We start from the raw sequence: 26979 nt of genomic DNA on the forward strand, positions 1-26979 counted from the left end.
ATTTGCAAAATTAAACTCCCGAAAGTTAGGGACCGCGCCCATGAAGAACATTCGAAACTTCTGTATAATTGCCCATATCGACCACGGAAAAAGCACCTTGGCCGATCGTTTGTTAGATTTTACGGGTTCTGTTACAGATCGTGAAAAACAAGACCAACTTTTAGATAGTATGGACTTGGAGCGAGAACGGGGAATTACCATTAAATCGCATGCCATACAAATGGATTACGAATTTGAAGGTGAAAAATATGTTTTGAATTTAATTGATACTCCTGGGCATGTTGATTTCTCTTACGAGGTGTCTCGTTCTATAGCGGCCTGTGAAGGAGCTTTATTAATTGTAGATGCAGCACAAAGTATTCAGGCACAAACAATTTCTAATCTATACTTAGCATTAGAAAACGACTTAGAAATAATCCCTGTTTTAAATAAGGTGGATTTGCCTAGTGCAAATCCAGAAGAAGTAACTGATGATATTGTTGAGCTACTAGGATGCAAGCCAGAGGAAGTAATACATGCCAGCGGTAAAACTGGTTTTGGAGTAGGTGATATTTTAGAAGCTGTTATCAATCGTATTCCAGCTCCTGAAGGTAATGTAGACGAACCTTTACAAGCATTGGTTTTTGATTCTGTTTACAATCCTTTTAGAGGGGTAGAAACATATTTTAGAGTTATAAATGGTGAGATTAAAAAAGGTCAAAAAATAAAGTTTGTTGCTACTGACAAAAGTTATTTTGCTGATGAAGTCGGCACCTTAAAGCTAAGTCAGGTTGTAAAACAAAGTGTAAAGGCTGGTGATGTTGGTTATTTAATAACAGGAATAAAAGATGCACGTGAAGTAAAAGTAGGTGATACTATTACCGATTCTGCCAACCCAACTAAAAATGCTATTGAAGGTTTTGAAGATGTAAAACCAATGGTTTTTGCCGGAATTTATCCTGTAGATACAGATGAATTTGAAGAATTACGTTCTTCTATGGAGAAATTACAATTAAATGACGCCTCTTTAGTTTTTGCACCAGAAAGCAGTGCAGCCCTTGGTTTTGGTTTTCGTTGTGGATTCTTAGGAATGTTACATATGGAGATTATCCAAGAACGTCTTGAGCGTGAATTTAACATGACAGTAATAACTACAGTGCCTAACGTTAGCTATCACGCATTTACACGCAAAGATCCAGAAACACCTCTTATAGTAAATAATCCTACAGATTTACCGGATCCATCGAGCATCGATCGTGTTGAAGAACCTTATATCAAAGCCACGATTATTACTAAATCTGATTTCGTAGGCAATGTAATGTCATTATGTATAGAAAAGAGGGGGCAAATAACCAATCAGACCTATCTCACCACAGAACGTGTAGAGCTTAGTTTTGATATGCCTTTGGCGGAAATTGTATTCGATTTTTATGATCGACTTAAAACTGTTTCTAAAGGATATGCTTCTTTTGATTATGCCCCTATTGGAATGCGCGTTTCAAAATTAGTACGCGTTGATATCTTATTAAATGCTCAGCCAGTAGATGCACTTTCTGCTTTAATACATGCTGATAATGCAGTACATATTGGCAAAAAAATGTGCGAAAAATTAAAAGAATTAATACCGAGACAACAGTTTGACATTCCTATTCAAGCTGCCATTGGCGCCAAAATAATCTCTAGGGAAACTACAAAAGCATTACGTAAAGATGTAACAGCAAAATGTTACGGTGGTGACATTTCTAGAAAACGTAAGCTTTTAGAGAAGCAGAAAAAGGGTAAAAAGCGTATGCGTCAAGTAGGAAATGTAGAGGTACCTCAAGAAGCTTTTATGGCTGTTTTAAAATTAAATGATTAAATAAACCCACCGAGTTTTTCTGTATTTAACATTGTAGAAATTTTCTTACTTTTTATATGTGTCGTACAATTTTTTACGACCTATTTAGTTTATATAAAAAAGTACGCCCAAAATGACCACCTACATTGCCCAATTCGTCGCTAAACACCGAATTATTCAAATAGAACAAAATTCAATTTTTACCTGGCGACAAGAAAGTGGAGATATTGATGAATCTTTATTAGCAGATAAAATTAGAAGAGAGTCTGCTATTCATTTTTACAGATTAGTTGCTGGCTCAAACTACCAAATAAATACAGAAGATATTTCTATTAGTGTTTGGAAAACAATGGTATTTTAAATCCTAGCTTTTTATTAACTTCATTGCCAAAATAAACTAGCAATGAGGTCCTTTCAAATATATATTTTTCTTTTACTTCCTTCTCACTTTTTAATTGGACAATCTTCACTTGAAAACGTTCCGCAATGGAACACAATTGAAATAACATTAACTTCAGAAGACAATTATAAGAACAGCTATACGGATGTAGACGCATGGGCCATTTTTCAGAATGAAAAAAATGAAGAATTTAAAAGACCCGCATATTGGGATGGCGGAAATATTTGGAAAATACGTTTTGCTCCAAACGATAGTAACACTTCATGGACATGGAAATCGTTTGCATCTAATATCAATGATAATGGCTTACACAATCAAAAAGGAAAATTTAAATCAGTAAAGAATACTAATTCTAATGAACTAATAACAAAAGGACTTTTAAAGATGTCTAATGGTCATAGGAATATTGTTCATAACGCTGGACAACCTTTTTTAATGATTGGTGATACACCTTGGGCCATGCCTTTTCGTGCTACCAAAGAACAGGTTGAATATTATGCTAAAGAAAGGTTAGAAAAAGGATATAATACTGCTCTGTTAATGACTTTACAACCAGACATGAAAGCAGAAGGACCTAATAAACGAAATACAGAATTAGGATTTAAAAGAGCTTTTGAAGATTTATCGTCCGGGCATCTAAATAAAATTAACATAGATTACTTTAAATACTACGATGAAATAATTGAGACACTTATCAATCATGAAATTGTTCCAGTACATCAACCAGTTTTTCATGGTTTTGGATGGAAAGGTCTAGATGTTTTAGGTAAAACTATTGCACCAGATGAGTATGTCCGTTACTGCAAATATTTACTGGCTCGATATGGAAGTAAACCTGCAATTTGGTTACTTGGTGGAGACCATAACGGTAAAGACCCTGGCGTACTTGAAAGCGGAGAAATGTTTGAGGAATGGGACTGTTATGCACAACCCACGGGCATTCATTACAATCCCTGTGATGATTATTTAGCTGATTGGGCAAATGGTGACAAAGAACATTGTTTTCATTATAATAAAACTTTTCAAGAAAAAGAATGGTTAGACTTTCAATGGGCTCAAACTGGGCATGATGGAGCACACCTCTATCATAAGGTAGAACGCATGTACAACAATTTACCAATAAAAGGAGCTGCAAATGGTGAACCAACTTATGAGGGAATGCGAGATGGCACAAAAGGTTTAGGATGGTGGCAAGGTGAGGAAGCTTGGATGCAATTAATGCATGGTGGTACTATGGGAGTTGTCTATGGTGCAGCCACACTTTGGCAATGGAAGATATCTGCAACAGAAAAGGGGTGGGAATCTTGGACCGACCAAGCCACTTCATGGAAAGAAGCTATGAAATTAAAAGGTTCAATTTATGTTGGTCTTGTTGGTAAAATATTAAAAGAATATGACCTTACAGATATAGAAAAACGTTGGGACCTGTCTAACAACAAACCTTTATTAGCTAAAAACAAAGAACTCTACATATCTTACTTAAATAATGGAGGTGACATTGAAATAAAAAACATACCCTTAGGTTTAAAATATCACTGGGCTAACCCTAAGACCGGGGAAACATTACCATTAAAGAAGGTTGTGAATTCAAAATTCTCCGCTCCAGATAAGAATCCATGGGTTCTTATTATAAACAAGTAAAATAATTATTCCTTTTCAGCGGAGTCAATGGTAGTGTCTACATCAAACATTTTGCCCAAATAAACTAGTTGGTATCCTTCTTTAATGTCATCAAATTCTTTACTAAAGGAAGATATAATTTTTAATTCTCCCTCTTTAGTTTTTAAGAACATAGGTACAATATTACCATCTGCTTTTGTTATTTCAATAAGGCCATCATAATGTTCTTGATCATGTATTTCAATTTCATGAATAGCAGGATAACTTCTTGCTGTTTCCGTTAATTTCACGAAATCATCTGTATGCGAAAATAGTCCTTCTTTTGGGTTGTTTTCTGGATCAACCATTTCATCAGCATTTACCAATCTAAAGGAGCCATTTTCTCCAAATCTTTTGCCAAATTTATTTACAGCATACTTATTTATATCTGAATTGCCCGTTAAAGCCATCAGATATCCTACGTCATTAAGTTCAATATTATCGGCTAATGAATCGGAATAAATATTTGCGGAAAAAGCTTCGAGCCCTAATTTCTGAGCTTTATTAACATTGGTTTGATTGTTGTCTATTAATACAACATGTCGATCATTATTTTTTAAGTACTCCCCTATTAATCTTGATACTTTAGAAGCTCCGATAATTACTATTCCTTCAGATTTATTTAAGAAAACTCCAACCATTTTAGCAAACAATCGTGCTGTAGTTGCATTTAGTAATACGGTACCCAAAACAATCATAAATACCAATGGGGTAATATATTCCGCACCTTGTTCTCCTCTAGCTATCAATTTAGATCCAAAAAGTGAAGCAATACCAGCCGCTACTATTCCACGTGGACCTACCCATCCTATAAACAATTTTTCATTGAATTTAAGATTAGACCCAGCGGCACTTAAAAATACTCCTAGCGGTCTTATAAGAAAAACAATAACACAGAATAGTAGCCCTGTTTTCCAATTATAAATAAGTTCGAGATCTGAAATATTGATGTTTGCGGAAAGAAGAATAAAAAGTATAGAAATGAGCAATACACTTAACGATTCTTTAAAATATAGAAGTTCTTTTAAGTTAGGTAAATCCATATTTCCAAGTACCATTCCCATAACTACTACGGCTAATAAACCAGATTCATGGGCGAATATGTCTGACTGCACAAAAACCAACAATACAACAGAGAGTGATACAACATTTAATAAGTAATGCGGAATGAAATTCTTCTTTATTGCAAAAGCAAGTGCATGTGCAAAAGTAAATCCGAATGTAAATCCGAATAGTAGAATTTTACCAAACTCAATTATAGCCGTAAGTGTATAGGCTTGTCCTTCGCCCACACTTATAAACTCATAAACCAAGACGGCAGCCAATGCACCAATAGGGTCTATTAAAATACCTTCCCACTTTAAAACGGCAGAAATATCATTCTTTAAAGGAATATTTCTTAGAATAGGTGTAATAACAGTTGGTCCAGTAACGATGATTAATGCTGAGAACAAAAATGAAATCTGCCAGCTAAGTTCAAAAATAAAATGGGTAGCAACACCTGCGCAAATAAATGTCACCAGACTACCTAGCGTAATAAGTTTCGTAATAACAGGGCCAACATTTCTTATTTCTGAACGTTTTAAGGTAAGTCCGCCTTCAAATAATATAATACTAATGGCAAGTGAAACGAAATAATACAAACCTTCGCCTGGAAAAAGTCCTTTTTCACCATTCCAAATTGGCTCAATAATTTTCTCTCCTCCTTCTGTGTATAAAGTGGAAATAGGGCCAACAAATAAGCCTATTAAAATAAGGGGTAAAATAGCAGGCAATTTCAAGCGCCAAGCAACCCATTGCGCAATAATTCCTAAAATTATTATTCCAGCTAATTCTACCATTTGGTTATTTTTTTGAAAAATACCTTTTTATTTTGCATTTAGCAATTGGATAATCCAAGAATTTCTTTCATTAATAAAATCTTATCTTGGGCCTTCAGTTCTAAAAAATGATTCGTAAAATAGAACCTTTTAAAACTTTACTCTTCGGTTTTGCATTTTCGCCCAATCTTAAAGCCAATATAGCAGAAACTTCAAGGCTTGCAGCTTTTTTTGATGCAAAACTTATACTACTTCATGTAGGTTCTAAAACAGATAATAAGGCGAGTCAAGTTAATACCATTTTAAACGAGTTAAGTGTTGATACAACTACTGTAGAAATTGTTTGGAAAGAAGGCAATCCTGTTGATGTCATTCTTGAATCATGCCAGGTTTTTAATATTGACCTCTTAATACTTGGAGCACAGCAACAAGAGAATGTTTTTCAGTTTTATGTCGGTTCTATTGCCAGAAAACTAACGCGTAAAGTTTGTTGTTCTGTAATGTTGTTAATTAAACCCGCATTAGAACGCGTGCCTTGTAAACATGTAGTCGTAAATGGACTGGATGCCCCAGACACAGCCTTAGCAATTACAAATGCATTTTACGTTGCTAATTGTTTAGCCGTGCAGAAAGTAACAATTGTTGAGGAGATTGAACAAAAAGAAATACATGTAAGAGTAGAAGATGATCGCTCGTTGAAAAAAGCAAATATTGTAAAAGCGAGGTTGCGAGAACGTGAAAACCATAGAGTAAGAAGTATAATAGCAAAACTTCCGGATAATTTAACTGAAGACATTAACATAAAAATGCAGAGTATTTTTGGCAAACGAGGATATTCCATAGGCCATTATGCCGAAGTAGCTCGAGCTGACTTACTTGTAATGAATGCCCCAGAAAAAACGAGCATTTTTGATCGCATTTTTCCCCATGACCTAGAGCATATTTTATCAGACTTACCAACCGACCTTTTAATCATTAGAAACCGCGTTTGACAGCAAAAAAAAATACCAGTAATAACTTTATAGCCTCTTTGCCAAAGAATATTTTTTCTGGTTTTGTGGTTTCACTAATCGCAATGCCATTAGGTTTAGGTTTAGCTTTAGCAAGTGAAGCTCCACCAATTTCTGGAATTATTGCGGCCGTAGTAGGAGGTATCGTAGTTGCACTTTTAGGTGGTTCAAACGTAACTATTGCTGGCCCAGGCAATGGCTTAGTTATAGTATTACTTGGAGCAATTACGACTTTGGGTGGTGGCAACATGTACCAAGGATATTTATTTACACTTGCCGCAATTGTTTTTTCGGGAATACTCATGCTGCTTTTAGGCTTCTTAAAAATGGGTCGATTGGCCGACTTTTTTCCTGCTTCTGCAATCGAAGGAATGCTAGCCGCTATAGGACTTGGTATACTTTCCAAGCAATTTCATATTATGATAGGTCATAATAATGAGCATGGCAGCATAATCTCCTTACTAGCTCAAATACCAAATGGTATTATAAATTTGTATCAAGACTATCATATAGAAGAGCTAATTGCTGCAGGTATTGGTGTAATTGCATTATTAATAATGATTTATTACTCTAAAATTCGGAATGCATATTTTCAACTTATTCCGGCACCTATGTGGATTTTAATTCTAGCAGTGGGATTGAGCTACTTATTTTCTTGGCTAAATATTCCATACCCCATGGAGTCGGAGTTTTTAGTTAGTATACCTGAAAACGTGCTTTCAAATTTAGCTTTCCCAGATTTCTCCAAAATTTTGGATACCGATTTTATTGTGGCTGTTTTTGCTATCACTTTAATTGCAAGTATAGAGTCGCTTTTAAGCATTAAGGCTGTAGATAAATTAGACCCATTAAGTAGGCGTTCAAATGTAAACAAGGATTTAAAAGCACTTGGCTTAGCAACTGTAATCAGCGGTATGCTCGGTGGATTAAATGTGGTAGCAGTTATAGCAAGGAGTTCTGTAAACGTAAATAACGGAGCAACAAATAGATCTGCAAACTTTTTTCATGCCTTATTTTTAGGAATACTTGTACTTCTTTTTCAAGAACAACTTCGTAAAATACCGTTAGCTGCATTAGCAGCAATTTTAGTGTACACTGGTTATAAGCTAGCAACACCTAAAACTTTTGGTAAAATTGCAAAAATAGGACGCGAGCAGATAGTAATTTTCCTAGCCACTTTAATTACAACTTTATTTACTAATCTAATAACAGGTATTAGTGTCGGTATTATGGTTACTTTCTTCATTCATGTAGTAATGAATAAAAGCTTTTCATTGTTTCTAAGTCATTTGAGTAAACCAAATATTTTAATGTTTAAAGAGCCCGATGAAGGAAATTACTACATCAACTTAAAACATTTTAGCAGTTTTCTTAACTTTTATAAACTTAAGAACAAGCTAGATGCGGTGCCTGAAAATGAACATGTAGTTATAGATTTTTCACTATGTAATTTTGTCGATCACACTGTTATGGAAGGCCTTGAAAATTATGCTGACACCTTCGCGAAAAAAGGTGGAAGTCTTGAAATAATAGGACTTGACAAACATGGTGCGGAAACAAAACACCCATTTGCAAGTAGAATTATTGTACCCTTAGCGAAACTAAACCCTATAGAACGTTTTTTTACTAAAAGACAGGAACAATTAAAGGCAAGTGCAAAAGAATTACAATGGGCTTATAATGCCAAAAAGAATACTGAAACTCGTTTTTTACAAGACTTTGTATTCTTCAGAACAAGACAAATTCCATATCTATACAACGTACTTGCAGGGAAAGAATCAAAATACAAAGTTTTTGATCTAGAATTTACAGAAGGTGCCTTTATTGCTAGAGAAGTTGTAAAGACTACGGTAATGAAAATTGAGCTAAAAACAAAGTTGCCAATATTCACACTTGATAAAGAAGACGGGCTTCTTTACCTAATGTATGGTATAGCAGGATTTAAAAGCATAGACATTAAAAACCATCCAGATTTTAATAAACGTTTTTATCTTAGTTGTGAAAATAAAAAGCAAGTTCACGAACTCTTTACAGATGAACTTGTACTTTTCTTTGAAAGCAATCCGTATTATCATGTAGAGTCTAATGGTACCTCGCTGCTTATTACCAAGAAAGAGCGTCTGCTAAGCGTACAAGAAATCAAAGCCCTAATTTTTTATGGTAAGCGATTAACATCATTAGTTGAAAAGTTTAACAACTAGTTCTGTAAATACAATTTTCTCGATTCGAATTTCTACTTTTACAAAATGCAATTATATACTGTAGAAGCTGGTAATTTTAAGTTAGATGGTGGAGCTATGTTTGGCGTTGTCCCGAAAACAATTTGGAACAGAACCAATCCTGCTGATTCTAATAATATGATTGACATTGCAACCCGATGTTTATTGATAGAAGATGATAATAAGCTTATTCTAATTGATAATGGAATGGGTGCTAAACAATCTAATAAGTTTTTTAATTATTATTATCAATGGGGTGATTATTCATTAGACGCTTCATTAAAAAAGAATGGTTTTCATCGTGATGATATTACCGATGTTTTTATGACTCACTTACATTTTGATCATTGTGGCGGTAGCATTCAATGGAATGCCAAAAGAACAGGATACGAACCAGCTTTTAAAAACGCAACATTTTGGACAGATAAGAGTCATTGGCAATGGGCAATTAAGCCAAACCCCCGTGAAAAGGCTTCCTTTCTAAAGGAAAATCTTTTACCAATGGAAGAAAGCGGTCAACTTAAATTTATTAATAGAGGTGAAACGATGTTCTTACAAAATTCTGAATTGGGTTTTGATATTTTATTTGCCGATGGCCATACAGAAAAGCAAATGTTACCACTAATAAATTACAAGGGCAAGACTTTAGTGTTTGCCGCAGATTTAGTTCCAACTGTTGGTCATATCCCTGTTCCTTATTTAACAAGTTATGATACTCGCCCATTATTAACTATGACAGAAAAAGAGCAATTTCTCAATCATGCCGTCGATAAGAATATCTATTTATTTTTTGAACATGACGCTCATAATGAAATTTGTACCTTGCAGGCCACAGAAAAAGGGCCTAGACTAGATAAAACGTATACATTTAATGAGTTATTTAATTAAAATACCAGTTGGTTTATTGTTTGTTGTTTTTGCGACTTCTTGTAAAGCACAAAACATTCAAAGCAGTGATTTTACCCCCGAATTTTCTTTTACTAAAGGTATTGAAGGTCCAGCAGTAGATGTAAATGGCAATCTTTATGCAGTTAATTTTAAGGAAGAGGGCACAATAGGTATTGTTGATGCTAATGGCGTTGGTTCTGTTTTCGTAAACCTTCCGGAAGGAAGTGTTGGTAACGGAATTCGTTTCGACAAAGAAGGCAATATGTTTATTGCAGATTACAAAGGTCACAATGTGTTAACTGTAAAAAAAGGGGCAAAAGAGGTTACTGTTTGGGCGCATAATAGTGAAATGAGTCAGCCTAATGATTTAGCCTTAGCCCCAAATGGCACTATTTACCTCAGCGATCCAAATTGGGCAGAAAGTACAGGCAAAATATGGATGGTTAATTCATCCAAAGAAATAATTCTTTTAGAAAAAAACCTTGGCACCGTAAATGGCATTGAAGTAAGCCCAGATGGAACTAAACTTTACATCAACGAGTCAATACAGCGTAACATATGGCAATATGATATTAAGGATGATGGTACAATTACAAATAAGAAAATGTTTATGACTTTTCCAGATTATGGCATGGACGGTATGCGTTGTGATGTTAAGGGAAATTTATACATAACCCGATATGACAAAGGCACTGTTTTAATTGTATCCCCTGCTAAAAAAATCTTAAAAGAAGTACATTTGAAAGGAAAAAAGCCCTCAAACATTACCTTTGGAGGTCCTGATGGAAAAACTTGTTATGTTACAATGGCTGACAGGGGTTGTTTCGAAACATTTCAAGCACTTAATTCAGGAGCATTTTATAAAAGAATACACTAACATAAACACGATTTAATGACAAGTTCTATTTACAAGTCTGCCCTCGGGCTTTTTGTAGCAACGCTATTTTTCGGTTGCGGCGCTACAACTTTGGTCTCTACTCCTATCGAGAGTATAGATACTACTCCAATGAAAATTACAGACCTAACCGATGCTGAGAAAAAGAATTGGGGTCATTTAGATTTAGTAGGTGATACCATTCCAGGTATGAGTGTTGATAAGGCATACAAAGAAATTATTGGCAATAAAAAAGGGCAAAAAGTTATTGTTGCCGTTCTTGATTCTGGAATGGATTTAAAACATGAAGATTTAGACGATGTGCTATGGACGAACAAAGGTGAAAGAGCTGGTGATGGTATAGACAATGACAAAAACGGTTATATAGACGATATTCATGGTTATAACTTTTTAGGAGATTCGTATAACGAACAACTGGAAGCCACTAGAATAGTTAAATTAAAAATAGGTAGTACTTCAATGCAAGCAAAAGCGAAAGCTGAAGTAGAGGCAAAATACGCGAAAGCAGTTGAAAGCAAACAACAGTATGAGCAATTTTTACAAGCAGTAAAAAATGCAGATGAAGCAGTAAAAAAACATCTCGGAAAAAGCGATTATACAAAAAAAGAAATGTCTTCCATTACAGCAAGTGATGAAGCCATGCAACAGAACAAAGCTATTTTGACGCAAGCATATACTCATGCCGATAGTCCGTCGGATTTCATGAAGCTTCTCGAAGAAGCCATAACTCATTTTGCGGATCAAGCTAACTATAACTACAATGTTAATTTTGATGGTAGAACAATTGTAGGTGATAACCCATACGACATAACTGATACAAAATACGGAAACGGAAACCCTCAAAACACAACAAAAGGTGAAAGTCATGGAACGCATGTGGCTGGAATAATTGGTGCTGAAAGAAATAATGGAAAAGGTGCCAATGGTGTAGCAAATAATGTTGAAATTATGAGTATTCGTGCAGTACCTAACGGAGATGAATACGATAAGGATATTGCTTTAGGTATACGTTATGCGGTAGACAACGGCGCAAAAATAATTAATGGTAGCTTCGGAAAGGGTTTCTCTCCAAATGCGCAATGGGTTTATGATGCTATTAAATATGCAGCTTCTAAGGATGTGCTTTTTGTTCATGCAGCAGGTAATGATGGTGTTAATTTAGATGACCCAAATGAACCCAATTTTCCAAATGACGCCGTAAATAATGGTGCTGAAATTTCAGACAATGTAATTACAGTAGGAGCATTAGCTCCTAAATACGGATCAGAAATGCTAGCTACTTTTTCGAATTACGGGGCTATTAATGTTGATGTTTTTGCGCCAGGAGACGAAATATATTCTACCATGCCTAATAACGAGTATGATTACCAAGGTGGTACTTCTATGGCATCACCATCGGTTGCAGGTGTAGCAGCATTAATTCGTTCACAATATCCAAAATTGACCGCTTCTCAAGTGAAACATATTATTCTTGATTCAGGACTTGCACCTAAAACAAAATTAATTCTTGGTGGAGACACTTCTAAAACCGGCACAATGGATGAAGTTTCTACATCAGGAAAAATAGTAAACGCTTACAATGCCCTTATAATGGCGAAAGGAGTTTCAGCAGGAAAAATAAGATTATAAAATACCATGGAGTATAATAAAATAAAATTTTCAGTACTTACAATCATTTCATTTGCATTTTGCGTTAGTTTAAATGCTCAAGATGCTTGTTACTGGCAGCAAAAAGTTGACTACACAATGGATGTTGACGTAGATGTTAAAAACTACCAATATTCAGGCACACAAAAGTTAGTCTATACAAATAATTCTAATGATGAATTGTCACGCGTGTATTATCATTTATTTTTCAATGCCTTTCAACCTGGTAGTGAAATGGATATGCGCCTTCAAAATATTTCTGATCCAGACGGAAGAATGGTTACGGAAGATAAAAAGAGTAGAATAGCTACACTTACGGAAAGTGAAATTGGTTATTTACATGTTCAAACATTAACACAAGACGGTATTAAAGTCTCATTTAATGAAGAAGAAACAATACTTGTTGTTGAATTGGCTAAACCAATTCCCCCTGGAGGTAAAACAACTTTTGACATGACTTTTAAGGGTCAAATACCTGTACAAATTAGAAGAGCTGGGCGTAATAATAAAGATGGCGTTGCGCTATCTATGAGTCAGTGGTATCCCAAACTAGCAGAATATGATTTTGAAGGTTGGCATGCTGACCCATACATCGCAAGAGAATTTCATGGGGTTTGGGGTGATTTTGATGTTAAACTTACACTAGACAAAACATATACTGTAGGTGGAACCGGGTATTTGCAAAATCCACAAGAAATAGGCCATGGGTATGAGACTCCTGGTAGTAAAGTAAAAAAACAAAGAGGCAAAACATTAACATGGCATTTTAAAGCACCTATGGTGCATGATTTTATGTGGGCTGCTGATCCCGAATACGTTCATGATACTGTACAAATGACCGATGGGCCAACACTGCATTTTTTATATAAAAACGATGAGAAATTCCAAAAAACCTGGAAAGATGTTCAGCCCCTCACCGAAAAAGCAATGAATTTTTTTAGTAAAAACATTGGTAAATATCCTTATGATCAATATTCTGTAATTCAAGGTGGTGATGGTGGAATGGAGTATGCCATGGCAACACTTATTACTGGAGGAGATAAACCAGGTAGTGTTATTGGTACAATGATTCATGAATTAGCACATTCGTGGTTTCAACATATTCTAGCCACAAATGAATCGAAACATGAATGGATGGATGAAGGTTTTACTACATTCATTTCCTCATTATGTAGTAACGAAATAAGAGAGCAGAACAAAGACAACCCTTTTGAAAGTTCATATAAGGGATATTATTATCTAATAAAGACTGGTAAAGAGCAACCTCAAACTACACATTCCGATCGTTACAACGAAAATATGCCATACAGCATAGCTGCCTATAGTAAAGGCGCTATCTTTCTATCACAACTAGGCTACGTTATTGGCCAGGATAAATTAATGAAGACTATTCAAAAATATTATGAAGACTTCAAGTTTAAGCATCCCACTCCTAACGACATAAAAAGGTCTGCAGAGAAAGTGTCAAACATAGAATTAGATTGGTATTTAACTGATTGGACGCAAACAACTAACACCATTGATTATGCTATTAGTGACGTTGTTTCTGAAGGAGCTAAAACCAAGGTTAGCATGTCTAGAATCGGGCAAATGCCAATGCCAATAGATGTTTTAGTAGTTTATAATGATGGTTCGCAAGAAACTTTCTATGCGCCATTACGCATGATGCGTGGTGAGAAAACAAATCCTTATCCTCAATTAGAACGTACAGTTCTTCCCGATTGGCCATGGGCAAACCCTTCTTATACTTTTAAAATCAACAGATCGCAAACAGAAATTAAAGCAATTGTAATCGACCCTTCTCAATTAATGGCTGATATAAATGCAGAAAACAATGTTTGGGAATCAGAGTAATTAAAGCATTCTCAATAAGTTAAATGAGCGTGCATTAAAATTTAACACGAACTACAAATGGATTCGTCTCACACTTCTGTGTCTTTAGAAAAATCAGAAGAGAATAATTTTTCTTTTCCAAGAAAAGAGAAACTAAAGAGCCGTAAGTTAATTGACCAACTTTTTTTAGAAGGAAAATCGATAAAAGTAAAAAACGTTAAGCTTATCTATATAAAAACTGTTTTACCTGAAAACATACGTTTTCAGGTAGGCGTTACTGTGCCGAAAAAAAGTTTTAAAAGTGCTGTTAAACGAAATCGAATTAAAAGATTGCTTAGAGAAAGCTATCGACATAACAAACCGCACCTTTTTAACAATAGTAAAGGCAACTTTGCGTTTCTGTTTTTATACCTTGGTAAAGAAATGCCTGAATATCAAAGCGTAGAACATAATATTCAAGCGATACTTCTAAAATTTATTAAGCAAACAACAGATGAATAAGCTAATCAAAAAAAGAATTTTCATTCCCATAATTGCAGTTTCATTTCTTGTAATGGGGAGTGGCTTTATTAAAAGTGATTTTTTTGAAATAGCTAAGCAAATAGAAATTTTCACGACGCTATTTAAAGAACTTAACATGAATTATGTTGATGAAACCAACCCTGGCGAGTTGATGGATACAGCTATTAAAAACATGTTGAATGATTTAGATCCTTATACTAAGTTTTTGAATGAACAAGATGTTGAAACTTATAGAATTAATAATACCGGGGAATATTCGGGAATTGGAGCAGTAGTACGTTCATATGATGATCGTCTATTAGTAATAGAGCCATACAAAGATTCTCCGGCAGACAAAGCAGGCCTAAAAGCAGGTGATGAAGTTATTAAAATAGGTGAGATAAATGTTTCGGACTTTGATGATAATGCAAGTGAATTATTAAAGGGTGCCAACAATACCTCAGTAGAAGTAACCTATAAAAGACAAGGAAAAACAAATACTACAACGGTTACTAGGGGTTCAATTGAAATTGACGCAGTTCCGTACTACAAAATGGCTGATGATAAAACAGGTTACATCGTTTTATCAAAATTTAATTCAAAGGCTTCTTCTCAAACAAAAGCAGCCTTGTTAGATTTAAAAGGACAAGGAGCAGAAAAATTAATTTTAGACTTAAGAGGTAATCCAGGTGGGTTATTGACCGAGGCAATTAATGTAACGAACCTATTCGTTCCTAAGGGGGAATTAATAGTAACAACTAAGTCTAAGGTTAAAAAGTTCAACCAACAATACAAAACAAAAAACAAAGCTGTTGACACAGAAATTCCCATTGTTGTTCTCATTGATGGCAGTAGCGCCTCAGCAAGTGAAATTGTATCAGGTAGTTTACAAGATTTAGATAGAGCGGTAGTTTTAGGCGCACGTAGCTTTGGCAAAGGTCTTGTTCAGCGTCCAATGAAATTAACCTATGGCACACAGCTTAAAGTAACCATTTCTCGATATTACACTCCGTCTGGCAGATGTATTCAATCTTTGGATTACTGGAATCGTGATGAAGAAGGGCATGCTGTAAAGAATACAGAGTTTAAAAATTTTAAAACCAAGAATGGTCGGAATGTAAAAGATGGTGGTGGAGTTTTGCCAGATTTAGAAATTGATGCAGTTAAGGCCAACGATATGACCAAAGCACTACTACATAATTTGGTAGTGTTTGATTATGCAACTCAATATTACTATCAAAATCAACTTGAAGATGTTTCCGATTTTAAATTCACCGATTCAGATTATGCAAACTTTAAAAACTTTGTGAGTGCTAGTAGCTTTTCTTTTGAAACGGAAACTGAAAAAACATTAAAAGAAGCTTTAGCTAACGATGAAGCTATTTTTGGAAATTCTTTAAAAGACGATTATAGTAAGCTTTTGGCTCAAATTCAACAAGGTAAAATTACAGCTCTTGCTAAGCATCAGAAGGAGATTCAAAAAAAATTAGAAGATGAAATTGTTAAGCGCTATTTCTATAGGGATGGACTTTATGATTATTATCTTCAAAACGATCAAGCTATTTTAGTAGCTACTTCACTTCTAGCAGACAATGCTAAATACACTGGTATTTTAAAATAATCTGTTCAGTACCATGAACAACTTCTTTAAAAACTTCCACGACTTTATTGAGTTAAATCCACACTATGGCAATTTAATAGCCGCTGCACTTTTTGGGTTATGTTTTGTTGGGTTTATTAGAAATTGGAATTGGGTTATGGAGCCCGGTGGTGGATGGATAAATATTGCTTGGTGGGAAAATACGGTTGGAAACAAAGCCGTTCGATGGTTTATGGGTATCCTTTGTTTTATAGCGATGGTTGGTTGTCTATATAGTTTTTATCAAGCAGAATTTTAGCTTAAAATCTACGTTACAAGCTCTTATTGCAGGGAAAGATGAAATACTAGAAAAAGCTATTCAATTTATAAATGTTTTTAACAGTACTTCTAATTTTCAACTACCACTGATATAAGTAGAAACAAAAAATCCGTAACTTCCTATTTCAACTTATTCTAAGTTTTAATGGCTGAAGTTTTATCACAAAAAGCAAATCTACTTTTCGATTTTAAATCTGTTTTAGGTGAAGGTCCGGTATGGGATTATCAAAATCAATTACTCTACTGGGTAGACATTGAAGGGTATAAGCTACATCAATATAATCCATCAACAAAAAAAACATACCATTGGGTGTTTGATGAAATGATTGGTGCCGCAATACCCCAAAAAAGCGGTCTACTTCTTTTGGCTATGGAAAAGGGTTTGGCCTCATTTAATACAGCAACAGAAAAATTAACAAAACATAACATTCTCGAAAATTCAGATTCGAAAATGCGATTTAATGATGGTAAAGTAGACCCTAACGGTAACTTTTGGTTGGGCACTATGGATAAAAATTGTGCCCCAAATGCTGGGAATTTATATAGGATTTCTCCAAAATTTGAAACAACCATACAAATTCAGAATACCTCTGTTTCCAATGGCTTAGCTTGGACCTCAGACAAGAATACGTTTTATTATATCGATAGTCCTACATTCAAGGTTCAAGCTTTTAATTTCAACTCGGAAAATAATACCATTTCAAAGCAACGAACTGTTATTAATGTTCCAGAAAAATTTGGCAGCCCCGACGGAATGTGCATAGACGAAGAGGATATGCTTTGGGTAGCGCATTGGGGAGGAAATTGTGTTCGCAGATGGAATCCCAAAACTGGTGAGGTTCTTGAAAAAATAGAAGTTGATGCGCCACATGTAACCTCTTGTTGTTTTGGAGGTGAAAATCTAACAACCTTATATATTACGACAGCTAGAAGTGGTCTTAACGAAAAAGAACTACTCAAATATCCACACAGTGGAGGGCTATTTGTTCATGAAACTAAAACTAAAGGCACTACCATAAATTACTTCTAATGCAATACTCAGGAATTAAAAATAAAGTCGCCATTGTAACCGGCGCGGGTGAAGGAATTGGCTATGCCATCGTAGAATTATTACTTAAGGCAGGAGCAAATGTAGTTTTAAATGATTTAGATGAAAACAAGGCTCAAGCATCCGCCACAGAGCTTAACACCAAATATTCTGGTAATTGTTTAGCTTTTTCCGGCGATTCTGGTGCTATTTCAATCATTAACAAAATGATTGATTTTACCATTGAAAAATTCGGAAAAATCGATTTTATTGTACCAAATGCGGCCATTACAATTTTTGGAAGTTTTTTAGAAACAAGTCCCGAAGATTTTCAGAAATCCCTTCAACTAAATTTACATGGAGCCTATTTTTTAGTACAACGCGGAGCGCAAGAAATGATAAAACAAGGAACCGGCGGTAAAGTTGTTCTTATTTCATCACAGGTTGGAATTAGAGCCTATAAAAACTTAACACCTTATGCAATGACGAAGGCAGCGCTTCGAATGATGGCAGTAAACTTAGCTTATGAGTTAGGCGAGCATCATATAAATCTAAATGTTGTCGCCCCAGGAGCTACCTTAACGGAACGTACCGCAAATGAACAGCCCGATTATTCCGGAATGTGGGGACAATTAAATCCAAATGGTAAAGTAGGTACTCCCGAGGATATTGCAAAAACATGCTTGTTTTTACTTTCAGATGAGGCATCTCATATAAATGGACAAACTATTCCAGTTGACGGCGGATGGACGACTGCGGGCAAATATCCAGAAGATTTATAATTATGTTTTTAAATAAAATTCATCACATTGCCATTATTTGCTCCGATTATCAAAAGTCGAAAAAGTTCTATACTGAAATTTTGGGCTTCAAGATTACTAATGAAACATATAGGAAAGAACGAGATTCATATAAATTAGACTTGGCTTTAAATGGTGATTATTGCATCGAATTATTCTCTTTTCCTAACCCGCCAAAACGCATTTCAAGACCTGAAGCAACAGGGCTAAGGCATTTAGCTTTTGAGGTTGATGATATTGATAAAGCCGTAGAAGAAATTAGTAATAAAGAAGTCATTACAGAAGAAATTCGTGTTGATGAAACAACAAATAAGCGATTTACTTTTTTCGAAGACCCAGATGGACTTCCCTTAGAACTCTACGAAATTTGATTCCATTACCTTTCTTTAAAAACAATATTAGTACATATGATTCGTTTAGTTGAAGCTAAACAATTTCATATGAAACTCCCGAAATTACTCCTATACCTATTGACGTTTACAATCATAATTTCATGTTCGCAAGATGCCGTTGAGGAGTTTATCGAAACTGAACAACAAGAAACTCCAGAAAATGAAGGTGATGATGAATCGGAGAATGAAAATGAGCCAGAAATTGAAGAAGAAGAGGAAATTAGTCAAACTCCCATTACAGAAGACCCTTATTTTAACTTCACTTATGAGGGCCAAGAAATTACCCTTACTGAAAGTTTAGGGCAACGTTCAGAAAATTCCCTTTCAATTAGTGGGTGGAACGATGCAGGAAACAATATCAATCTTCAATTTAATGCCTTTGGCAACCTTACAAGTGTGTCTTCTTTTTCAAGTAATTTCGATTATCCAAGTTCAGGGTCTTATGAGTATTTTAAGTCTGAATATTTCGATTTTACATTGGTAAACATCGATGAAGAAAATAAAAAAGTTGAAGTTACTTTTAGCGGAACTCTTTATGAAGATGAACGTGATTTAGAATCAGAACAACATGAAGTTGAAGGGTCATTTGTTATGAGTTATGATGATGTTCAACCGACCATTTCGAGTTTAGGCACCTATGCCAAAATAAATGGTGAAGATTGGCATGCAACAGATGGTGAAACTACTGGTGGTTTTATATCTGGTACTGATATTACCCTAGTTAATTTTAATGATGGGGAGTATGCTACATATTTAACGTTCAATCATGATAATACAGAAGAAGGCGTCTACGAGTTTACATCAAGTAGCACTACTCATTCCGTGATTTTAGGAAAGTATGAAAGTAATTCTGAGGGTGATGGTTTTGTTGGTTACAACTGTACGGGAACATTGACAATTACTGAAAAAACCTCAGGGTTTATTCCTACGATAAAAGGAACTTTTAGTTTTACCGCTACCCATCCGGACACTGGTAGTGTTATTGAAGTTACTGAAGGTACTTTTGTAGAAGTGTATCAGGGTTATTAATAAATACAGGCAGATTTATCTGATTCAACATATTGTTTCTTGAAGTTCTTGGCTTTAGGGTCCATACAACCTTTCAAATTTTTTATTTTGATATTCTTAAAATCAATAGGCTGCGACTCACTTTGTAACGCTATAAAACCTTCGGATAGCAATTTACCATCAATTTTAATTTCAGGGTCATATCGATTAGCAACTCCACCTCCTATTTGCGGTTTTGTATAACGTAATACCTCGTTACCATTGATGATGTGTTTAACTAATGAGTCGCCATAAACTATCAATTCCGCTTTTACCCACTGATCACCAAAATAAGTCTCAGAGCTAGAAGGGATGCAGTGTCTTGAGTCTATTTCACCTTCATATACGACATCAGTGCCAGGTGAACACATATTACCCGTTGGGCGTTCTGTACCTTCTTCGACACCCGCTAAAAACTGCATTTCTACAGAAATAGGCCAATCTTGTTCTTTAAGCATAGTTCTAGGGTCTTGCGAATGAAACATTAGACCGCTATTTTTTATAGTATAACTTGCCGAGCCCGGGTGCAATTCACCTACAATTCTATACTCTAAAGACAAATGAAAATAGGAATAGGGTTGGTCGAAATACAAATGTCCATAACGGTCATTAAAATCACCTTCATACTTATCATATCGTACTTTTATCATATTATCTTCAGCACGAAAAGTGTCCCCATAATTGTCTCCTACATCATAGTGTTGAATTTTTGTGGTCCAGCCTTCAAGGTTTTTTCCATTAAACATAGCTACCCATTCTTCTTTATTAGACTTGTTTTTTTGAGAAAAACCTTTATTAAAACATAATAACATTGCGAGTATGACAATTTTTGTACAAGAAATGAATTGTTTTTTCATAAATCTCCTTTAAATCTATTAACACCCCAAGATACTGATTTGAAAAGAAATACTAGCAGGTAAAAAAATTGCTTTGACTTTCTTCTAAATAACTGTATTTTTCACTATTAAATTAGGACTATATATGAAATTTTTACGCTTTAGCCTTTTAGCTCTTTTCCTTTCATTTGTATACAACAACACTTATGCATCGGTCGATTGTTCTACTAAAAATAGTACATATACGATTACCAATTTTGGTGCCGTTGGAGATGGTAAAGTATTGAATACAAAATTTATACAAAAAGCTATTGATGCTTGTGTTTCAAACGGTGGCGGAACTGTTATAATTCCATCTGGAGTTTTTAAATCGGGAACCATTCTATTAAAAAGTAATGTTGAGCTACATTTTGATCATAATGCTGTTTTATTATCCAGTACTAATGTTGCCGACTTTCCATTACAACCAATGCCAAAATACCGCTCTCATAAAGATCAACTTGGAGGGTTCAATGCCCTAATTTATGCAGAAGGCCAAGAAAACATTGCTATAACTGGTAACGGAACTATAGACGGGCAAGGTCCATTACACACGCCAATGCCTAACCCTTTTGCTGGAGATGTAGATGGACGACCTCGAAATATACTATTAATCTCTTGCAAAAACATTAAGGTGGAAGGTTTGCGAATGCTAAATGCTTCAATCTGGAACCAACACTATCTAGATTGTGAAGATTTGTTTATTACAAACATTTATGTCTATAGTCATGGTAGTCGTAATAACGATGGTATTGATATTGATGGATGTCGCCGTGTTGTGCTTTCAAACAGCATAATAGATTCAGATGATGATGGTATTGTCTTAAAAAGTACTGGGGCTGCCGCTTGTGAAGATATTGTTATTACAAATTGTGTTGTTAGCAGTTTTTGTAATGCCATAAAAGCTGGTACTGAAACCACTGGGGGTTTTAAAAATGTTACAATAAGTAATTGTGTTGTAAAGCCATCTAAAGAAAAAGGGAAGCCTATTTGGGATACACCTAGGATTGGTGTTTCTGGACTTTCTTTAATGATTGTTGACGGAGGTACCTTAGAAGGGTTTACTGTAAATAATTTAACTATTCACGGCACTGAATCACCCATCTATATTCGTTTAGGAAATAGAGCAAGACCACATACTCCTGGGGCAATTGTCAATAATATCGGTGAAGTAAAAAACATTTCTATTAACAATGTTGTCGCCTATGATGCTGGTACATGGGGGTCATCCATTACTGGGTTGGAAGGTTACCCAATAAAAAACGTTTCATTAAATAATATTCAACTTTTCTCAAAGGGGGGGCTTAAAATGGGCGATTTTAGTACAACTGTCGAAGAAGATGAAAAAGGATATCCACATGCTATTACCTATGGTAACTTGCCAAGTAATGCTTTTTTCATTAGACATGCAGAAGGAATTTCTATTAACAACCTAAATATTGGCACCGAAAATCCGGATTCTCGATTTCCTATAATTGTTGATGACGTAAAGGGTTTATTGGTTAAAAATGTGTTATGGCAAGATGCAGATGGTACAAAACCAATGGTAAAAGGAAAAGCAATAAGTAATCATTCTATAACAGCACCATTAGGTTGGACAGAAGGTGAGTATTTACAACTACTTGATGAATAGTTAACTTTAGGTTAATTCTGTTTTTGAAATTATTTTATATTTTTATTTAACTGAATAAAATAGGAATGGGTCTACTTAGTCAAGAACAAAAATCTTTTTTCAAAACAGAGGGCTACCTAGTTATTCAAAACCTAATTACCCCAGCTGAGGTTGCATATTATAGTAGCTTATACAATTCCTTTCTAGACAATAGTATAGATGCATCGCAATATCGTTCCGATCTTTCGGGAAGCGATGATAAAAAAGAAAAGATTACACAGATTATGGTACCTAGCAAGTTGGTTCCCGATTTAAAAGAAAAGGCGTTACATTTAAAATCTCTTGCTATTGCACAAGAATTAATGGGTGATGATATCGAGTTAGATTTTGATATGCTCATTAATAAAGCTCCGTTTACAGATACCATAACTCCTTGGCATCAAGATGCTGCATATTGGATAGATATGCCAGATAAAAGAGCTGCAAGTTGTTGGGTAGCAATAGATGCTGCTTACAAAGAAAATGGTTGTATGTGGTACACGCCCAAATCGCATTTATCTGAATTACGACCTCATCGTCAAAACGGGAACAAAGGCGCATTACAATGCGAAGGTGATGAAGAAAATTCTGTTTTTATTGAACTAAATCCTGGTTCTTGTGTTTTTCATCAAGGCGGAACCTTACACTACAGTCGCGGAAATTCAACATCTGATAACCGTAGAGCAATGATTACCAATTTTAGGCCTAAGACTATGATTGCATTAGAGCGGGAAAAAGGCGTTGACCACACTGGTGAACGTAAGACTAGGAAATAAAATTCCAATAATTTACACCCTTTGGTTCAGTGTTTTTTTTGATTACATTTAAGACGTAATCTTCAAAATTAAACATGTACCTAAAAGCACTTCGTTTTTTTCCTTTTGGTTTTTTAATCTATTGTGCTTTTTTTTTATCCTGCGAATCATCTCAAAAGACAAAGGTAAATGAAGAGGCGTATACAACTTGGTCTAATTATTTAGGCGACTCGGGACGAAGTCACTACTCTACTTTATCGCAAATCACTAAAGAAAATGTCAAAAACTTAAAAGTCGCTTGGTCTTATAAAGCAAAAGATTGGGGCCAAATGCAAATGAATCCAATTGTGGTTGATAGCATTTTATATGGCGTAACCGCTGCACTAAGAGTAGTGGCCTTGAACGCAGAAACTGGTTCAGAAATTTGGCAATTTGGTGATTCTGTACAGATATGGCATTCTACTTCTCGTGGACTTTCATATTGGGAAAAAGAAAATGACAAACGTATTTTTTGTACCCGTGGACCTCATCTATTTGCCTTAAATGCTCTAACGGGTAAGCCAATTACTAGTTTTGGAGACAATGGTAAAATAGATTTACGTTCTGGAATGTCAGAATCCTCAAAAGACAAATTTGTAATATCGAATACTCCAGGAACTATTTATAAAGATCTAATTGTAATGCCATTACGAGTATCAGAAGATGTTGGTGCACCACCTGGAAATATTATGGCTTTTAATGTTATTTCTGGCAATGTTGAATGGGTGTTTAAAACAATTCCTGATGCTGGAGAAAAAGGTTCAGAAACTTGGGAGTTTAAAAGCGAAGTTGAACGGGAGATGACGGGCGCCACAAACAACTGGTCTGGCATGGCTGTTGATGAAAAATCCGGAATTATTTATGTGCCAACAGGCTCTGCAGCTCCAGATTTTTATGGCGGGATTAGAAAAGGCAGTAATTTGTATTCCAATTCTCTATTAGCCTTAAAGGCTGAAACGGGAGAATATATATGGCATTTTCAATTCACGCATCACGATTTATGGGATCGAGACCCTCCTGCCCCACCGAACCTTTTAATGATAGAACGCGAGGGGAAAAAGATTCCTGCAGTTGCACAAGTAACCAAGCAAGGTTTTGTTTATTTATTTAATAGAACAGACGGCGAACCTTTATTCGATATTGAGGAAATACCAATGCCGGAATCAACATTAGATGGTGAAAGTGCATGGCCGACACAGCCTTTTCCTGTATTACCAAAGCCTTTTGCACGGCAATCGACCGAAATCACTGAAAAAGATATTAGTCCCTTTGCTATAAATAAAGATTCGTTGCTACAGATTTTAAAAAAATCGGATACTCGTATCAATGCTCCGCCAGCATTGGGTCCTGTTTTTTTATTGCCCGGATACGATGGTGCCGCTGAATGGGGTGGTACTGCTGCAGACCCAAATGATGGGATTATCTACGTGAATTCAAACGAAATGCCATGGATTTTACAAATGAAAGAAAATGATAGTATAGCATCAGACCGACCATTAGGTGAGCGCACCTACTTTAAGTATTGTGTTACCTGTCATCAAGAAAATCGTGAAGGTTTAGCTGCGAGTGGATTTCCGTCGTTAGTAGCAATAAAAAACCGATTAAGCAAAGATGAAGTGTCAACTGTAATTGCTCAAGGCAAAGGCATGATGACGGGTTTTCCTCAAATAAAAAAGGATGAAAAAGATGCCTTGCTAAAAATTTTATTTAATGAAGCCGATAAACAAGAAGTAGCTGCAACCGACTATCCGCCAACATCGCACGCATTACCTTATAAACATGCAGGGTATAACAAGTTTTTAGATAGCAACGGATTACCTGCAATTTCACCACCTTGGGGTACTTTGCATGCTATTGATTTAAACTCTGGTGATTATATATGGTCTATTCCTTTTGGAAATACTCCAGAATTGGAAGAGCAAGGGATTGGCACTGGAACGGAAAATTATGGGGGTCCTGTAGTTACTGAAAACGGGTTGTTATTTATTGGTGCCACAAGAGACGGTTATTTTAGAGTTTTCGATAAGCATAGTGGCACTATTCTTTGGGAATACAAACTTCCTGCAGCGGCGTTTGCAACTCCAGCCATGTACGAAGTAAATGGCAAACAATACATAGCTATTGCCTGTGGTGGTGAAAAATTAGGAACAGAAAAAGGAAATCAAATTATTGCATTTTCTTTAGGTATTAATTAATCTACAAACAAGGGGCTTCTTTATACTTTCCGCTTACATTTTTTAGCATTTTATAGGCCTTTAAACGCTCCTCAAGATTAAAATTATAATATTGATAATCTGGCGTATATAAAACTTTATCCCAGTAATCTGTTTGAGGTTCTTTTACGCGCAAATCATCTGTTTGTTTCATCCAGTCATGAAGTGAGTTTCTCAAGGTTCGTAAAACTTTACTATACTTTTCATTACCCGCTTCATTTTTTAAATTATTGGGGTCATTAACTAAAACATATAATTCTTCGGAAGGTCTTTTATTAAATGCCAATTTAAAATAATCCTTATCCGTTGGTTTTCCTTCCATATTAAGAATTATATATTTTGAAATAGAATTATCAACATCACCATATTGCCCAACTGAAACGTGCGTGTCTGGATCGCCACCTGGCCATCGATTGGGTTCAAAATTTTTAATATAGAGATAATCCTTAGTTCTAACAGCTCGCGACGGGTAACTTAAATCTCCTTTTCGGACATTAGCATGTCTTTCGCGTTCTAGAAAAACCATACTTCGATCCGATTTTTTTTTATCCGTAGCGAACAATTCAAGCAAACTATTTCCTTGGAAATCCTTAGGAACTTCAACCCATGCCGCTTCTAAAAAAGTAGGGCCAAAATCGATAAAATTCATAAAATCAGAAATTCTTTTTCCTCCTTCAATATGTCCTTTCCAATAAATAGCTAAAGGCATTCTTGTACCGTAATCATATAAATTGGCTTTAGCCCTTGGAAAAGGCATTCCATTATCACTGGTCATTATGATGATAGTATTTTCGAGCTGTCCTTCCTTTTTTAATCTATTAATAATTCCTCCAGACTCACGGTCAAAGCGCTCCACTTCAAAATAGTAATCCATCATATCATTACGAACACAATCTACATCTGGCAGAAATTCAGGCACTTTCACAGTATTTATATCCATTCCTGTTTTAACTCCAGCATTAGTTTCATATTTACGGTGGGGATCTGTGCTACCAAACCAATAAACAAATGGTTGTCCATTCTTTTTTTCATTTAAAAATGAATCGAAATCTATATATTCTTTTCCTGCAGGATTATTTTCATATCCTCCTGCTTCAAAATCCCCGGGAGCCCAACCTTTTCTACTTCTTCCGGTATAATACCCTGCTTTTTCTAATAGTGATACCCAGTTTGGAAATTTTTTTGGAATTACAGACCATAAATTCCCCGCACTTTCCATTTGATGTGGATATTTACTTAACAGAATACTTGCTCTTGAAGGAGCACAAGAAGGAGCTGCACAATACGCATTTTCAAATAATGCTCCATCGTTAGCTAACTGGTCAAAAGTGGGTGTTCGTACAGTTTTATCCCCATAAATTCCAGCATGTGGATAAGACCAGTCGTCGGCTATCATAAAAACAATGTTTGGCCTTTTAACCTCCGTTGAAATAGCAGTGCTTTTTTCTATTTTCTTACCTGATAATAACAGCATGCTAAAAGCGAAAACAATAATTAAGCTAATAAACTTCAGGATTCCGGTTGGTGATATCGATTTCATTGATTAATTTTCAAAATATGTATATGCTTATAAA

22 protein-coding genes are annotated in these 26979 nt (G+C 35.3%); 19 read left to right on the forward strand and 3 right to left on the reverse strand.

The features are described from left to right. Positions 1-40 precede the first annotated feature (40 nt). From lepA to UH7x_RS07335, 3 genes are all read left to right on the forward strand, one after another. Positions 41-1837: a translation elongation factor 4 gene (gene lepA / locus UH7x_RS07325; RefSeq protein ID WP_482363070.1), complete on the forward strand. Its 1797-nt coding sequence runs from the start codon at positions 41-43 to the stop codon at positions 1835-1837. 112 nt (positions 1838-1949) lie between these two features. After that, positions 1950-2177 carry a GTP-binding protein LepA gene (locus UH7x_RS07330; protein ID WP_482363071.1) on the forward strand — a complete coding sequence of 76 codons (228 nt, stop codon included), beginning with the start codon at positions 1950-1952 and terminating at the stop codon, positions 2175-2177. 42 nt (positions 2178-2219) lie between these two features. After that, the gene (locus UH7x_RS07335) at positions 2220-3857 is read left to right on the forward strand and encodes an apiosidase-like domain-containing protein (protein WP_482363072.1); all 1638 of its coding nucleotides are present in this window, start codon (positions 2220-2222) and stop codon (positions 3855-3857) included. A gap of 5 nt (positions 3858-3862) precedes the next feature. Here UH7x_RS07335 and UH7x_RS07340 read toward each other — a convergent pair whose 3' ends face one another. Beyond that, positions 3863-5716 carry a cation:proton antiporter gene (locus UH7x_RS07340; RefSeq protein WP_482363073.1) on the reverse strand — a complete coding sequence of 618 codons (1854 nt, stop codon included), beginning with the start codon at positions 5714-5716 and terminating at the stop codon, positions 3863-3865. Between the two features lie 107 nt (positions 5717-5823). Here UH7x_RS07340 and UH7x_RS07345 point away from each other — a divergent pair, with 107 nt between their 5' ends. The 13 genes from UH7x_RS07345 (at position 5824) to UH7x_RS07405 (ending at position 19854) form a co-directional block, all read left to right on the forward strand. After that, positions 5824-6687: a universal stress protein gene (locus UH7x_RS07345; protein WP_482363074.1), complete on the forward strand. Its 864-nt coding sequence runs from the start codon at positions 5824-5826 to the stop codon at positions 6685-6687. After that, positions 6684-8906, forward strand: coding sequence for a SulP family inorganic anion transporter (locus UH7x_RS07350; RefSeq protein WP_482363075.1), 2223 nt, complete (start codon positions 6684-6686; stop codon positions 8904-8906). Before UH7x_RS07345 ends, UH7x_RS07350 begins: the two co-directional genes overlap by 4 nt. 45 nt (positions 8907-8951) lie before the next feature. After that, positions 8952-9812: an MBL fold metallo-hydrolase gene (locus UH7x_RS07355; protein ID WP_482363076.1), complete on the forward strand. Its 861-nt coding sequence runs from the start codon at positions 8952-8954 to the stop codon at positions 9810-9812. Beyond that, positions 9796-10689: an SMP-30/gluconolactonase/LRE family protein gene (locus tag UH7x_RS07360; protein WP_482363077.1), complete on the forward strand. Its 894-nt coding sequence runs from the start codon at positions 9796-9798 to the stop codon at positions 10687-10689. The genes UH7x_RS07355 and UH7x_RS07360 overlap by 17 nt, the downstream gene beginning before the upstream one ends. A 15-nt stretch (positions 10690-10704) precedes the next feature. After that, positions 10705-12336 (forward strand): S8 family peptidase, encoded by a 1632-nt coding sequence (locus UH7x_RS07365; protein WP_482363078.1) that lies wholly within the window; start codon positions 10705-10707, stop codon positions 12334-12336. 6 nt (positions 12337-12342) lie between these two features. Beyond that, positions 12343-14208, forward strand: a complete 1866-nt coding sequence (locus UH7x_RS07370) for a M1 family metallopeptidase (protein WP_482363079.1) — start codon at positions 12343-12345, stop codon at positions 14206-14208. Between the two features lie 57 nt (positions 14209-14265). Further along, a complete protein-coding gene (gene rnpA, locus UH7x_RS07375; protein ID WP_482363080.1) occupies positions 14266-14688 on the forward strand; it encodes a ribonuclease P protein component in 423 nt (140 codons plus the stop codon). Then, entirely contained in the window at positions 14681-16309 is a 1629-nt protein-coding gene (locus UH7x_RS07380; protein WP_482363081.1) for a S41 family peptidase, read from the forward strand. The genes rnpA and UH7x_RS07380 overlap by 8 nt, the downstream gene beginning before the upstream one ends. A 13-nt stretch (positions 16310-16322) precedes the next feature. Next, complete coding sequence (locus UH7x_RS07385; protein ID WP_482363082.1) at positions 16323-16586, forward strand: immunity 17 family protein; 264 nt, start codon at positions 16323-16325, stop codon at positions 16584-16586. Positions 16587-16751: 165 nt separating this feature from the next. Then, on the forward strand, positions 16752-17636 hold the full coding sequence (locus tag UH7x_RS07390) for an SMP-30/gluconolactonase/LRE family protein (RefSeq protein ID WP_482363083.1): 885 nt from the start codon (positions 16752-16754) through the stop codon (positions 17634-17636). After that, the gene (locus tag UH7x_RS07395; protein ID WP_482363084.1) at positions 17636-18415 is read left to right on the forward strand and encodes an SDR family NAD(P)-dependent oxidoreductase; all 780 of its coding nucleotides are present in this window, start codon (positions 17636-17638) and stop codon (positions 18413-18415) included. The genes UH7x_RS07390 and UH7x_RS07395 overlap by 1 nt, the downstream gene beginning before the upstream one ends. 2 nt (positions 18416-18417) lie before the next feature. Continuing rightward, complete coding sequence (gene gloA2, locus UH7x_RS07400) at positions 18418-18804, forward strand: SMU1112c/YaeR family gloxylase I-like metalloprotein (RefSeq protein WP_482363085.1); 387 nt, start codon at positions 18418-18420, stop codon at positions 18802-18804. 69 nt (positions 18805-18873) lie between these two features. Next, positions 18874-19854, forward strand: a complete 981-nt coding sequence (locus tag UH7x_RS07405; RefSeq protein ID WP_482363086.1) for a DUF6252 domain-containing protein — start codon at positions 18874-18876, stop codon at positions 19852-19854. On the opposite strand, the gene UH7x_RS07410 is transcribed toward UH7x_RS07405, so the two are convergent. Next, positions 19851-20729 (reverse strand): 3-keto-disaccharide hydrolase, encoded by an 879-nt coding sequence (locus UH7x_RS07410; RefSeq protein WP_482363087.1) that lies wholly within the window; start codon positions 20727-20729, stop codon positions 19851-19853. The two genes, UH7x_RS07405 and UH7x_RS07410, sit on opposite strands and share 4 nt — an antisense overlap. A 124-nt stretch (positions 20730-20853) precedes the next feature. On the opposite strand from UH7x_RS07410, the gene UH7x_RS07415 reads away from it, so the two are divergent. The 3 genes from UH7x_RS07415 (at position 20854) to UH7x_RS07425 (ending at position 25387) form a co-directional block, all read left to right on the forward strand. Beyond that, on the forward strand, positions 20854-22380 hold the full coding sequence (locus UH7x_RS07415) for a glycoside hydrolase family 28 protein (protein ID WP_482363088.1): 1527 nt from the start codon (positions 20854-20856) through the stop codon (positions 22378-22380). Positions 22381-22445: 65 nt separating this feature from the next. Then, complete coding sequence (locus UH7x_RS07420; RefSeq protein ID WP_482363089.1) at positions 22446-23174, forward strand: phytanoyl-CoA dioxygenase family protein; 729 nt, start codon at positions 22446-22448, stop codon at positions 23172-23174. A gap of 74 nt (positions 23175-23248) precedes the next feature. Further along, entirely contained in the window at positions 23249-25387 is a 2139-nt protein-coding gene (locus UH7x_RS07425; protein ID WP_482363090.1) for an outer membrane protein assembly factor BamB family protein, read from the forward strand. A 1-nt stretch (position 25388) separates the two neighbouring features. Here UH7x_RS07425 and UH7x_RS07430 read toward each other — a convergent pair whose 3' ends face one another. Next, a complete protein-coding gene (locus UH7x_RS07430) occupies positions 25389-26945 on the reverse strand; it encodes a sulfatase family protein (RefSeq protein ID WP_482363091.1) in 1557 nt (518 codons plus the stop codon). Between the last annotated feature and the right edge of the window lie 34 nt (positions 26946-26979).

This window comes from Aurantibacter sp. UH7, from assembly GCF_056839165.1.